Source organism: Pantoea sp. EKM101V (genome assembly GCF_011800325.1).
GTDB lineage: Bacteria > Pseudomonadota > Gammaproteobacteria > Enterobacterales > Enterobacteriaceae > Pantoea > Pantoea anthophila.
This window is the reverse complement of record NZ_JAALFP010000003.1, coordinates 58,495-70,920: the sequence shown is the minus strand read 5'-3', so window position 1 is coordinate 70,920 and position 12,426 is coordinate 58,495. Positions and strand designations below refer to the sequence as shown.

Below are 12,426 nucleotides of genomic sequence, written 5' to 3'. Positions count from 1 at the left end.
CCTGATAAGTGATATCCGGTTGGTGGGATTTAATCAGAATCTTTGGCAGGTGAGAATGCGTTCCGTTACTCAACAAGAGAGTGGAGGTAAGCATGACGCAGAAAAACAGGGTGGCATTAGTGGCAGGCGCCAGCGGGATTGTCGGGCAGCAACTCTGTCAGGCGCTGGCTGACAATCACTGGCAGGTCAGGGCGCTGACCCACCGCGCTGCCGCTGCCGGGAGCGGGATGGAAACCTTCCGGGTCGATTTGCGGGATCCGGAGCAGAGTGCGCAGCAGCTCGCTTCGCTGACTGACGTCACGCATCTCTTCTACAGTGCCTGGCTCAGCGCCGCTGACTGGCAGGCGATGGTGGAGCCTAATCTGGTGATGCTGCAGAATCTGGTGCGGGTCATTGAGGCTATCGCGCCGCTTGAGCATGTCAGCCTGATGCAGGGATACAAAGTCTACGGCGCGCATCTCGGCCGGTTCAAAACCCCGGCGCGGGAGAGCGACCCCGGTGTGCCGGGTGCCGAATTTAACGCCGCACAGCTGGCCTGGCTGAGCGCACAGCAGCAGGGTAAAGCCTGGCACTGGAGCGCCCTGCGACCCGGCGTGGTGGGCAGCGACCGGCCGGGCAACAGCATGAATCTGGCCCTGAGTCTGGCGCTGTATGCTTCGCTATGCCGGGCGGCGCGGCTGCCGTTACGCTTTCCGGGTTCGCTGGCAACCTGGCACAGTATGGTCGACTTTACCGACGCCTCACTGCTTGCCGATGCGACGCTCTGGGCCGCACGTGCGCCCGCGGCGGCCAACCAGGCCTTCAATATCAACAATGGCGATCTCTGGCGCTGGAGTGAACTGTGGCCGGTCATCGCCGCCTGGTTTGAACTGGCGATCGCGCCGCCAGTTGCTCTCTCCTTCCGGCAGCTTTTTCAGGATTACCGTGGGCTCTGGCGGAAGATTGCGCAAGAGAACGCCCTGGTGCAGCCCGACATTCTGGCCCTGAGTGATGGAACATTTGCGGATTTTGTCTTTGGCTGGGATTACGACATGTTTGGTGATGGCAGCAAGCTGCGGCGGGCGGGGTTTCACCACTATCGCGCGACGGATCAGATGTTTTGCGATCTGTTCAGTCGCTTCAGAGCGGCCCGCCTCATTCCGTGAAGCCCGGATCAGAGACGTGAGGCAGAGCGCGCAGGGGTGGCGCTCTGCGAGGGCAAGGCCTCAGCGCCCTTTCTTCTTGCGGCCCGGCTGGGTAAAGCGCTTGCGTGAGGCACCACCGGCATCCGCTTTTTCAGCCGGTTTCGCCGGGCCTTTCTGCGCTTTTTTTCCCGCCGCAGGTTTAGCAGGCGCTTTGGCTTTCTTTGCCGGTTTTTCTTCCGACGAAGAATTTTCCAGCAGTTTAAACAGCTCAATGAGTTCGTCGTCAGTCAGATCGCGCCACTCGCCCAGCGGTATGCCTTTGAGATTGACATTCATGATGCGGGTACGCTCAAGCTTCGTCACTTCATAGCCAAAGTGCTTACACATACGGCGGATCTGGCGATTCAGCCCCTGCACCAGCGTGATACGGAAGACAAACGGCGCTTCCTTTTTCACTTTGCACTTTTTAGTGACGGTGCCGAGCATGGGCACGCCCGCGCCCATACCGGCAATAAACTCATCGGTGATCGGTTTGTCGACGGTCACCACATACTCTTTCTCGTGGTTGTTACCGGCGCGCAGGATTTTATTTACCAGATCGCCGTGGTTGGTCAGGAAAATCAGGCCCTGAGAATCTTTGTCGAGACGGCCAATCGGGAAGACGCGCTTACTGTGATTAACGAAGTCGCTGATGTTATCGCGCTCGCCCTCTTCCATCGTGGTGATAATCCCCACCGGCTTGTTCAGCGCGATCAGCACCAGATCCTCTTCATCACGCGGCTCGATCAGCTGACCATTCACCTTCACCACATCGCCTGCAAATACCTGCGCGCCCACAGTGGCGCGTTTGCCGTTAATGAAAACGTTGCCCTGCTCGATGTATCGATCGGCGTCGCGGCGGGAGCAGATACCGCTCTCGCTGATGTATTTATTGAGACGAGTTGATGAGTCAGTCAGCATGGTTCCTCCAAAAAACGCGGACTATACCTTACCGGCGTGAGCTTGCGAAGTCTTTGCGCGGGAAACTTGTGGCGCGCCCCGCGCAGCAGAGCGTCAGAGCGTAATCGCCATCTCCACACAGCGTAACGCACAGCCCGCCAGCTTCGAAGGATAGAGGCTTTCGCCCAGAACCCGGAAGCCATGCTGCTGATAAAAGCCGGCGGCGTTGGGCGTCGAAGCCAGCGTCAGACGGTGATAGCCACGCTGTAGCGCCTCCGCTTTGATTCTGTCGATAATCCGGCCCGCCAGGCCCTGTCCGGTAAATTCAGGCAGCGTAAAAATCGCCTCCACGCTGGCCGCGCTGAGATCCAGTAACCCGGTCGCAACCGGCTCGCCGTCCGGGCCATCAATCACAAAAAAGGGGTTCTCGCGGATCATCGCCGTAAAGCTGGCGGGCATCCGGTCTGGCGTCCAGGCGGTCAGCATCTCTGGCGGGTAGACATGCTGGCAGCCGTGGCGGATCGCCCGATTTCTGATCTCCCATAAACGATGCGCCTCTTCAGGCGAGGCTTCTCTGACTATCATACTGCCCTCCTTTTGCTGAACACCCGGTTCGCTATCACACCACGTTGCGGCGCGCTCGGCTAGCGACTGAAGAGAGCTGTTGCATCGGCAAACCGGCTGTTTTCATCCTGCTGCATCTGCAACAGTACCGGCGGCGTCAATCCGGATTCACTGTTGTTAAAACAGCGGCTTACTGACTGGCATGGTTACTGCTTAGCCCTTTCTTTTATATCTGAAAGTTTGGATGAATTTACGTTACCAGTGATTCAGCTATATCAGGAGAGCAACGATGTCAGAAACTCAACCCCTGCAGTTCGCCTACTGGGTGCCGAATGTCTCAGGCGGACTGGTGATCAGTCAGATAGAGCAGCGTACCCGCTGGGATGCCGGATATAACCGGAAACTGGCACAGATTGCCGAAGAGGCGGGCTTTGACTACGCGCTGACGCAGATCCGTTTTACCGCCGGTTACGGCGCGGACAATCAGCATGAGTCGGTCACCTTTTCTCAGGATCTGCTCAGCCAGACGTCGCGATTGAAAGTAATTGCGGCTCTGCTGCCCGGCCCGTGGAATCCGGTGCTCGCGGCGAAGCAGATCGCCACCATCAGTCATCTCTATGGGCCGCGCATCGCCGTGAATATTGTCAGCGGCTGGTTCCGGGGCGAATTTAAGGCGATCGGCGAACCCTGGCTCGATCATGAAGAGCGTTACCTGCGCTCGGAAGAGTTTATCCGCTGCCTGCGCGGCATCTGGAGCGAAGAGAGCTTTACCTTTGCCGGGGATTTTTATCGCTTTCGCGACTACGCCATGAAACCGAAACCGCTGTCACCGCTGCCGGAAATTTTTCAGGGCGGCAGTTCACGGGCGGCGCGGGATATGGCCGCCCGGGTGTCAGACTGGTACTTCACCAACGGCAATACCCCGGAGGGGGTGCGTCAGCAGGTGGCCGACATCAGGGCGAAAGCCAGCGTCAACCAGCACAAGGTGCGGATCGGCCTGAACGGTTTTGTGATTGCCCGTGACAGTGAGCAGGAGGCGCAGGCGGTGCTGCAGGAGATCATCCGCAAAGCTAACCCGGATGCGGTCAAAGGCTTTCAGCATGAGGTCAGAAATGCGGGCAGCGCATCACCGGAGGGCGAGGGAAACTGGGCGAAATCGTCGTTTGAGGATCTGGTGCAGTATAACGATGGCTTTAAAACCAATCTGATCGGTACACCGCAGCAGATTGCCGAACGGATTATCGCGCTGAAGCGGGCCGGTGTGGATCTTCTGCTACTGGCGTTTCTGCACTTTCATGAAGAAGTCGAATTCTTCGGACGCGAGGTCATACCCCGGGTGCGTGAGCTGGAGGCGCAGGAAGCGCTGGTTCGCGCATAGCTGCCGCTTTCTTTGCTGGCTGTGCTGCAGGTTATCTGCCGCTCCGCGCTGGCGGGGCAGCAGGTTCAGGACGTCAGCGCCTTTGATCTGCCCGGTTAAAAACGGGCATTCACTCCCACGTTCCACGTCACCTGATGCGTCTCACTGTTACCCGCCACGGCCGAAACGCCCGCAAAGGCATTCACTGCGGCACCCAGCGGCACGCTGGCTCCCACGGCCATGTTGATCCAGTTGTCATCCCTGCCATCACTGCTGCGGGTAAAGGCGGTGCGGGTCGATTTCAGTCCGGCCGTTACCGCGGAATCACTGTTACCAAACTGATGGTTGTAACTGATCTGCGCCCAGGGATTGACCGGCAAATCTTTGCTGTCGATACGCCAGCCCAGGGAGCCGACCTGTGCGTGCAGCGTCTGGTCGCCAAAGCGCATAGAGGTGCTGCTGTTGCCCTCTTCCTGATAGCCGCCGACCCGCGTGTAGTCGAGCGCATAGCTCGCCACCGGCCCGGTCGTGACGTAACGGCCAACGGGAAGATCCCAGCCGGTCTGCACCCGCATCCCCAGCACTTTCCCGCCACTGTTACCCTGTTCGGTACGGGTCGCAGGCCCCAGTTTCACCTGGCGTTTAATATCGTCGAAATTCAGATCGGCATAGTGGGCGTCCGCGTTTATCCAGCCGTGGTCGAGGTAGTTCAGCTGGCTCCAGATCGCCACCAGATTACCTCGCAAGCGGTAATCGAAGCGCGACGAGGGCTGCTGGCGCTGCGAGGTGGTGGAGAGCATCGCGCCGGCCTGCCACGCATCGGTCAGCTGATAGCCCACCCCCACGGTGCCGGTGGCGCTGGTGGCATCCCCATCCAGCAGACTGTCGCCTCGAAAATCCCGCTGCTGCCCGGCGTAACCGCCAAAAACGGTTAACGTGCCCGCCTCTGCGGGCTGCTGACGCTGCTGCTGCAGATGACCATCCAGCGTATTCTGCGCATCGCCCACCAGCATTGAGGGGGCACGGCTCAGCGCCGCCACCTGCAGCGGTGCGTTAAGCACTGACTGAATGTAATCGGCGATCAGCGCATGGACGGCCGGGCTGGGATGCAGCCGGTCGGCAAACAGATACTGCTGCGAGGATGAAAATCCCGGCGTGGAAGTGGTGCAGTCCATTGACGACACGCCGGGCGGGCAGGCCATGCCGGCGGTGTTGGTGAGTCCATAACGGCCCGGATTATCGATCACCTCATTAAACAGGCCATTGATATCTACCCGTGCGATGTTGCCGCGGGCAGCCAGCAGCCCCTCCTCTTCGGCCTGATTGTAACGGTCGGTCAGCGCCGAGGCGGCCTCACTCAGCAACCGCCAGGCAGCAATCAGCTGCTGCGCGAGCGCCTCACGGATCGGCGGAATCGCAGAAAGCTGCCCCGCCGCCTCACCCAGGGCCGTTTCAATCGCCTGCTCGCGCGCGGCCCGGTCTGGCGTGGTGCGGGTGCTCAGCGACTGAAACAGCGCCGCCGTGGCCGGTTGCGCGGCAGGTCCGAGCGTCTGCAGAATCGCCTGCAACAGCGCGGGGGTGGCCCCCACGTTGGGCACCGTCGGCACAATCACCGTTCCGGCGCCGGCATCCAGCAACCGGCTAACCTGTGAGGCCGCCGCACCGGCGCTGTTATCGACCAGCTGCCGGGCAGTCAGGGGGGAGAGCGCCGCCGCCGCTAAGTCATTGCCGCCGATCCAGTGGATATAGAGGCCATCGGGATCGGCCCGCCCGCCGCGGGCTGCCAGATAACTTTGCAGCTGATCCTGGGTGTTAAACAGGGGATTGATCGCCGGTACCGCGACGGCGCCGCCCTCGGCATAGTTGTTTCCGCCCTGCGATGAAGGACGTAAGGTATCGCCCAGCGACTGCGCGACGATCTCGTCATAGAGCGGGTGGGTTGCGCCATCATAGGTAAAGCGCCCTACGTTCCCCCCATCGCTCAGGCTGTCGCCAAAGACGGTGAGGTGGCTCCATGCCGCGGCGGGCAACGGTGACAGCAGACTCAGGATCGCACAGCAGAAAAGGGTTTGCGCGTGAAGGGGTTTCATCAGCAGCTCCGCACAGGGGTAAAGGAGGACGAACCGCACCCGATGGCGCGGTTAGCAGTAAGCGTAGTCGTCCGGCGAAAGAGGCTGAGAAAAAGGCGAGACCTGGCTCGCAAAGCGGGAAAAATCTGGCGTGAAAGCGGTCTGCGGCCGCACCAGCTACAACGGAGTCAGCGCGGCTACTTTTTAGTGGCGGGCTTCAGGCCACGATAGAAATCCTGCAGACGTTTCATGGTTTTGACCGTGCGCTGCGGCATCGCAGAAGCCACCGACAGGATCAGCATCTCCAGACAGACCATGATGGTGCCATGCAGCGGAATGCGTCCTTTTTCACCGCCGCGAGGCACGTTGATCACCACATCGGCTTCGCGGGCAAAAAAGGAGTCGGTGGCGTTGGTCAGCAGGACAAGCGGAATGCCGAGCCGTTTCGCCTCACGCACGACCGTTGTCCCCTCCCGGTGCGCCGACTGCTGCGCCATCATCACCAGCACATCGCCCCGCTGCATCGCCAGCATCTGTTCAGCCAGCGCCACACCGGAACGGTTCAGTGAAAAGGCTGGCAGGCCGATGCGGTTAAGCAGCCGCACGCTATAGTCCGCCAGAATGCCCGATGCGTTGATGCCAAAAATCGCGACGGCGCGCGCTTCGCTCAGCAGTGTGACCGCATCCGCGACCGCCACGCGGTTCTGCGGCTGAGAGAGCACCTCACAGGCGTGGCGGTGGCCCGACAGCACAAAGTCGATGGCGCTGCTCACGTCGCTGGTCACCTCACTGACGGTCGTCACCATCTTATCTTCGGAGGTCAGCGCCGGGCCGAACCAGACTTTCAGCGTCTCTTTCAGGTCGCGCAGGCCGCTAAAACCCAGGGCCTGAATCGCGCGGATGACGGTGGCATCTGAGGTCTGATTTGCCAGGGCGATCTCCATTGCCGTGCTCTCCAGCACCGTTTCGCGCTGTTGATCGAGGTAACGGGCTACGGCAAGCAGACGCGGCGAAAGCTGCTTTTCCCTGGCGCGCAGGCGCTCTGCCAGCACATCGGTTCTGTTCTTTACTGTCCGGATCGATTTCATGCTTAACCTGATTGAGGGGAAATTAATTTTTCGTCTCTCTCTTGCTCTCATTTTCACGACTCGATCGGCGAAAAAGATGTAGTGAAAGAGTCGGGGTGTCTGATTATTCACCTGTTAACACTGTGGATTAAGCGTCAACATTCAGACTAAAAATAAATAATTTAATTATATTACAGACAGATAAACATAGCTTCACTTAGCCTTCCGCTGAAAATTTGCCTCAGGCGAAATGTAGTATTTTACGATTAAATTATATTTACTACTACACCGGCTGATGATTGAATGATTCTCAATTACAGATGAGAAGCATTGTCGTCGGGGCGGTGAGAGGTTCTTCCCCCCTTCCGGCTTAACGCTTCGCTGTTTAACACACTGCATGTTGCAGAAGACCTCCAGGGAAGCCCTGTGTGACCGACAGAAGGTCATGCCGGGCGTTATTGACCTCAGCTTCAGAAACGAAAAGAAAAATGAAAAACAGTTCAGACTCCCGTTATCCGGCCCGGCACTCTGCTCTGGTCGTGGCGATCTGCGGCAGCATCCTGCTGCCGCAGGCTGAAGCAGCAACCGACAGCGCACCGGATATCACCGTCACCGCAGAGGCGAATCCGGAGGGAAATTACAGCGCCAGCCAGAGCAGCGTTGCCAGCAAAATGCCCACTGCCCGGCTTGATGAAGCACAGTCGGTCAGCGTGGTAACACAGCAGCAGCTGGAGGATTATCAGGTCAGCTCGCTGGCAGAAGCGATGCGTTTTGTCAGCGGGGTGAGCGAAGCGAACACCCTGGCCGGAACCGAGGATGGCTTTGTGCGACGCGGCTTCGGCAGCAATGCCGACGGGTCGATCTACCGCGATGGGATCCGCAGCAGTCAGGGCCTTAACGTCGATGCCACCACGGAGCGGGTGGAGGTGCTGAAAGGCTCCTCCTCCCTGCTCTATGGCATTCAGAATCCGGGCGGCATCATCAATGTGGTCAGCAAAAAGCCGCAGTACAACTGGCACTCCAGCGTCAGCGGACGCTACGCCAGCGAAGGCGGCGGAGCAGGTACGCTGGACGTCACCGGGCCGCTGGGCAAGGGTTTCGCCTTCCGGCTGATTGCCGAGAAACAGAATCAGGATTACTGGCGCAACTTCGGCCGTGAGGAGCACACGCTGGTGGCCCCCTCACTGCAATGGTTCGGTGAGCAGGCCAGCTTTCTGATCAGCTATGCCGACTACCGTTATGATATCCCCTACGATCGCGGCACCGCCTTTATCAATGGCCGGCCGATTGATATCGGCTATAAAGATCGTCTGGATGACAAAGCCAATCACGCCTGGGGACATAACAAAACCCTGAACGCGCACTACGACTGGCAGTTTAACGACGAGTGGACCACCCGTCTGACCCTGGGCTGGAACCAGCGGCGCTATGACAACAATGAAGTGCGGGTGACGGCGGTGAATGCCAGCAGCGGCGTGGTCACGCGCCGTGCCGATGCCAATCGTGGTTTTAACCATAAAACCAAATATGTCAGCTGGGATCTGCTGGGGAATACAGAAATCCTCGGTATGTCGCACGCGCTGGTGGCGGGGACAGATTATGAGATGAACCAGACCTACCGCGCGCATCAGTATCAGGGCAGGGTCAACCGTCAGTTCAGCTACTTCAGTCCCGACTATGACCTGCTCTCTCCGGTGACCGATGCCAGCACGGAAAACAGAACCGCGGCCAATAACCTGAACCGCATTCACAGCCGTTCACTCTATCTTAAGGACAGCATTTCGCTCTCATCCGACTGGATTGTGGTGCTGGGCGGCCGTTATCAGCACTACGAACAGCGGGCCTCACGCGGTGTGAATCCGCAGGTGGAAACCCTGAACGATGAGGGAAATAAATTTCTGCCGCAGGCAGGGGTGATCTACAAACTGACGCCCGATCTCTCGTTCTACACCAGCGTGAGCAAGTCGTTTACCCCTTCCACCGACGTGGATGACAATGGCAACGTCGGCAGGCCGGAACAGGGCACCAGCTGGGAGGTCGGCAGTAAATGGCAGCTGTCGCCGACACTCCTGGCGACCGTGGCTCTCTATCGCATTGATGAAAAGGCGATGTCGCTGAATATCAATGGCAGCACGCGGGCGATTGATAAGGCGCGATCTACCGGCGCGGAGTTTGAACTGAACGGCGAGATTTCTCCCGGCTGGGATCTCAGCGCCAGCTACAGCTATGACCAGGCGGAGATCGTCAGCGACCGGGTTAATCCGGACAACAACGGCAACCGGCTGCAGAATGCGCCTCGCCAGTCCGGTGCGCTCTATCTGAGTCATGAGATGCAGGTCAGCGGGTTGCCAGGCTCACTGCGACTCGGCGGCGGTGCCCGCTATGTCGGCACCCGTGCAGGCGATCCTGATAACAGCTTTACCCTGCCCGACTATGTGGTGGCAGACACCTTTGTGGCGTGGAACAATCACCTGTTTGGTGAAAAAACCCAGCTGCGTCTGAACCTGAATAACCTGTTCAACCAGCACTACTACAGTTCAAGCGGCGGCAATCTGCGCGTCCGTGAAGGTGAAACCCGTAACCTGATGGTACAGGCCCGTGTGGAATTTTAAATCGCTGCGTGCCGGGCTGCTGCTCGGCCTGCTCTGCATCAGCGTCGGCGCAGGCGCGCGGACGCTGACCGACATCACCGGTCGCCAGGTGACGCTGCCCGATCATCCGCAACGCATCGTGCTGGGTGAAAGCCGGATGCTCTACAGCGTCGCGCTGCTGACCCCAGGCAATCCGCTGCAGCATATCGTGGGGTGGCCGCTCGACCTGAAAAAGTATGATCCTCAGACCTGGCAGGCTTTTGCCCGCCAGTTTCCGCAGATGCGCGAGATTACACCCCTGGGGCTGGATGGGGTCAATGACATGAACCCTGAACAGGTGATTGCACTCAGACCCGACGTGGTTGTCCTGCCGCAGCTGGCGCGTGACGGTGAAAACGGCGCCCTGCTGGAGAAGATGCTCAGCGCGGCGCATATCCCGGTGGTGAAGATCGACCTGCGGGTTGACCTGCTGAACAATACGGAACGCAGCATGACGCTGCTGGGGGACGTGCTGAATCAGCCTCAGCGGGCTGCTGAGTTTAATCATTTTTACCGCACCCATATGCAGCGCATTGAAACGCGGCTGGCTGATTATCCTGGCCCCCGGCCCCGCGTGCTGTTGCAGTTGCATCTTGGCCGACGAAATGAATGCTGCGTGACCTCGGTAAAGGGTAATCTGGGCGACCTGCTGCGCTTTGCCGGCGGGGATAACATCGCCAGCCAGCAGGTCAACGGGGTGTTCGGGCGACTGAGCGAGGAGAGCGTCATCGCCGCCCGGCCCGACTTCTACTTTGCCACCGGCACCGGCAGCGCGGATGAGGCTGGGGCACTTCAACTCGGACCCGACGTCTCCGCCGCGCAGACCCGGCAGAGCCTGCTGGCACTGACCGGTCAGCAGCACGCCCTGAAGCAGCTGACCGCACTGCGGGACGGCCACACCGGGGCGATCTGGCACAACTTTTACCTCAGTCCGTGGCACGTGGTGGCAACCGAGTTCTTTGCCACCACGCTCTATCCGCAGCTGTTCAGCGATGTTGACCCGGAGCAGACGTTGCGTGAACTGTTCCAGCGATTTCTGCCGATCCCCTTCTCCGGCACTTACCTCTACCGGCTGGCACCGGACACGGCGCGGTCAGGCGGCTGACTGGCCGCCGTTTTTGATGCAGACAATATCGGCCATTACCGACAGCGCAATCTCTGCCGGGGTTTTGCTGCCGATAGGCAGACCGATGGGCGCATGGATGCGATCCAGTTCGGCACGATCCATACCGCCGATCTGTTGCAGACGCGCCCGCCGCTTCTCACTGTTTTTTGCTGAGCCCATAATGCCGATGTAGAAGGCAGGGGTGGCGATCGCCTCCATCATGGTCAAATCGTCGATGCGCGGATCGTGGGTCAGCGCCACAATCGCCACCGCCGCATGCGCCCCGTTGAGTTCCAGCCAGCGCGCCGGATGCTGTGACACCAGCGTCACGTTGTCTGCGCCGCCGAAATGGCTCTCCAGCTCCGTCAGCATCTCCGGACGGTGCTCACAGACCCGCACATGAAAACCCAGTATCTGGCCGAGCCGGATGCACTCATAGGCTACGCTGGAATAGCCCGCGACCAGCAGTTCCGGAATCGCCCCCACCGGCAGCACGATCTGCTGCTCGCTGGCATCCAGTGCGGGTAATACCCGACTGGCGGCGATGGCCTCCCACTGCGCCCGTTCACCGGGGCGTATCATTTTCACCAGCGGCTGCTGCCCGCTCAGCGCCCGCTGCATCGCCGTCAGCAGGGCCAGCGTGGCCTCATCGGGCGGCAGAAACTCAATAACGATCTCCAGACTGCCGCCACAGGGCAGGCTGACATCAGGCCGCATCCCGCCCTCGCCGTAACGCACCCGCTGACTGCTATTGCGGTAAGCCCCGGTAGCCAGCTGCGCCAGAAAATCCTCTTCGATACAGCCGCCCGACAGCGAGCCGCAACTCTCTCCGGTCTCACTGACCGTCATGAGTGTTCCCGGTGCGCGCGGGGAGGAGCCGTAGGTGCGCAGCACCGTGCAGAGCCACACTGCCCGCCCCGCCTGAGAGTGGCGGAGGGCGGCATTAATGACGCGTTGATCCAGCGTTATCATGAAAATTCCTTTATTAACTGCAGATCGGCAGGAAAATCGATGTCACACAGACAGCCGCGATCGTGCAGCGGCAGGCGGACGGCAGACGCGTTCACCAGCGCCTGCGGTCCGCTGTCGCCCTGCAGGCTGCTCAGGACCGGATAACAGTGACGCTGAAAGCCCACCGGATGCCCCGGCCTGCCCGTCACCCAGGGTCGGACGACAGGCGCGTCTGCCAGCGCCGTGCTGACGGCGCGGTAACTCGCGGCTGACACAAACGGCATATCCCCCAGCGCAATCAGCCAGCCGTCATAGTCGCGCGTGGCGTTAACGCCTGCCGCGATCGACTCCCCCAGTCCGCCGCTGTCACACAATACCAGCGTGGCGGAGGTGCAGAGCGCCTGAAGCGCAGGGGCGTCGGGACGCGTCACCACGAACAGGTCAAGTCCACTGGCCGCGGCCTGCTCCAGCGTATGTTGCAGCAGCGGTTTGCCATCAAGGCGGGCCAGTAACTTATGCTCGCCCGCCTGCTGACGAAAACGGCGGCTCAGTCCGGCAGCCAGCACAATTAACGCTATCTTCACACTCTCTCCCTGCAGCGTAAAAGCGGGCGCAGCCCT

The 12,426-nt window shown here is 60.0% G+C and carries 10 protein-coding genes; 4 read left to right on the top strand and 6 right to left on the bottom strand.

The window, feature by feature from the left end; translation table 11 throughout:
• Nucleotides 1-92: 92 nt before the first annotated feature.
• Nucleotides 93-1,145, top strand: a complete 1,053-nt coding sequence (locus HFD92_RS06515; RefSeq protein ID WP_167428553.1) for an SDR family oxidoreductase — start codon at nucleotides 93-95, stop codon at nucleotides 1,143-1,145.
• A 60-nt stretch (nucleotides 1,146-1,205) separates the two neighbouring features.
• Here HFD92_RS06515 and rluF read toward each other — a convergent pair whose 3' ends face one another.
• Nucleotides 1,206-2,084: a 23S rRNA pseudouridine(2604) synthase RluF gene (gene rluF / locus HFD92_RS06510; RefSeq protein WP_140923264.1), complete on the bottom strand. Its 879-nt coding sequence runs from the start codon at nucleotides 2,082-2,084 to the stop codon at nucleotides 1,206-1,208.
• A gap of 93 nt (nucleotides 2,085-2,177) precedes the next feature.
• Nucleotides 2,178-2,648 carry a GNAT family N-acetyltransferase gene (locus HFD92_RS06505; RefSeq protein WP_140923265.1) on the bottom strand — a complete coding sequence of 157 codons (471 nt, stop codon included), beginning with the start codon at nucleotides 2,646-2,648 and terminating at the stop codon, nucleotides 2,178-2,180.
• 268 nt (nucleotides 2,649-2,916) lie between these two features.
• Here HFD92_RS06505 and sfnG point away from each other — a divergent pair, with 268 nt between their 5' ends.
• Nucleotides 2,917-4,005 carry a dimethylsulfone monooxygenase SfnG gene (sfnG, locus tag HFD92_RS06500; RefSeq protein ID WP_167428552.1) on the top strand — a complete coding sequence of 363 codons (1,089 nt, stop codon included), beginning with the start codon at nucleotides 2,917-2,919 and terminating at the stop codon, nucleotides 4,003-4,005.
• A gap of 95 nt (nucleotides 4,006-4,100) precedes the next feature.
• Here the strand turns inward: sfnG and HFD92_RS06495 are convergent, their stop codons facing one another.
• Both HFD92_RS06495 and HFD92_RS06490 read right to left on the bottom strand, forming a co-directional pair.
• Nucleotides 4,101-6,074: an autotransporter outer membrane beta-barrel domain-containing protein gene (locus HFD92_RS06495; RefSeq protein ID WP_167428551.1), complete on the bottom strand. Its 1,974-nt coding sequence runs from the start codon at nucleotides 6,072-6,074 to the stop codon at nucleotides 4,101-4,103.
• 176 nt (nucleotides 6,075-6,250) lie between these two features.
• Nucleotides 6,251-7,141: a MurR/RpiR family transcriptional regulator gene (locus tag HFD92_RS06490; protein ID WP_009092811.1), complete on the bottom strand. Its 891-nt coding sequence runs from the start codon at nucleotides 7,139-7,141 to the stop codon at nucleotides 6,251-6,253.
• A 467-nt stretch (nucleotides 7,142-7,608) separates the two neighbouring features.
• Between HFD92_RS06490 and HFD92_RS06485 the strand changes: the two genes are divergently transcribed.
• On the top strand, nucleotides 7,609-9,732 hold the full coding sequence (locus tag HFD92_RS06485) for a TonB-dependent siderophore receptor (RefSeq protein WP_167428550.1): 2,124 nt from the start codon (nucleotides 7,609-7,611) through the stop codon (nucleotides 9,730-9,732).
• Nucleotides 9,719-10,855, top strand: a complete 1,137-nt coding sequence (locus HFD92_RS06480; protein WP_167428549.1) for an ABC transporter substrate-binding protein — start codon at nucleotides 9,719-9,721, stop codon at nucleotides 10,853-10,855. Before HFD92_RS06485 ends, HFD92_RS06480 begins: the two co-directional genes overlap by 14 nt.
• Here HFD92_RS06480 and HFD92_RS06475 read toward each other — a convergent pair.
• Complete coding sequence (locus HFD92_RS06475; RefSeq protein ID WP_167428548.1) at nucleotides 10,844-11,827, bottom strand: XdhC family protein; 984 nt, start codon at nucleotides 11,825-11,827, stop codon at nucleotides 10,844-10,846. The genes HFD92_RS06480 and HFD92_RS06475 overlap by 12 nt on opposite strands.
• The gene (locus tag HFD92_RS06470) at nucleotides 11,824-12,390 is read right to left on the bottom strand and encodes an NTP transferase domain-containing protein (protein ID WP_167428547.1); all 567 of its coding nucleotides are present in this window, start codon (nucleotides 12,388-12,390) and stop codon (nucleotides 11,824-11,826) included. Before HFD92_RS06470 ends, HFD92_RS06475 begins: the two co-directional genes overlap by 4 nt.
• Nucleotides 12,391-12,426: the final 36 nt, after the last annotated feature.

Coding starts and splice junctions, on each gene's coding strand:
- HFD92_RS06515 (WP_167428553.1), top strand. CDS start 93: ATGACGCAGAAAAACAGGGTGGCATTAGTGGCAGGCGCCAGCGGGATT.
- rluF (WP_140923264.1), bottom strand. CDS start 2,084: ATGCTGACTGACTCATCAACTCGTCTCAATAAATACATCAGCGAGAGC.
- HFD92_RS06505 (WP_140923265.1), bottom strand. CDS start 2,648: ATGATAGTCAGAGAAGCCTCGCCTGAAGAGGCGCATCGTTTATGGGAG.
- sfnG (WP_167428552.1), top strand. CDS start 2,917: ATGTCAGAAACTCAACCCCTGCAGTTCGCCTACTGGGTGCCGAATGTC.
- HFD92_RS06495 (WP_167428551.1), bottom strand. CDS start 6,074: ATGAAACCCCTTCACGCGCAAACCCTTTTCTGCTGTGCGATCCTGAGT.
- HFD92_RS06490 (WP_009092811.1), bottom strand. CDS start 7,141: ATGAAATCGATCCGGACAGTAAAGAACAGAACCGATGTGCTGGCAGAG.
- HFD92_RS06485 (WP_167428550.1), top strand. CDS start 7,609: ATGAAAAACAGTTCAGACTCCCGTTATCCGGCCCGGCACTCTGCTCTG.
- HFD92_RS06475 (WP_167428548.1), bottom strand. CDS start 11,827: ATGATAACGCTGGATCAACGCGTCATTAATGCCGCCCTCCGCCACTCT.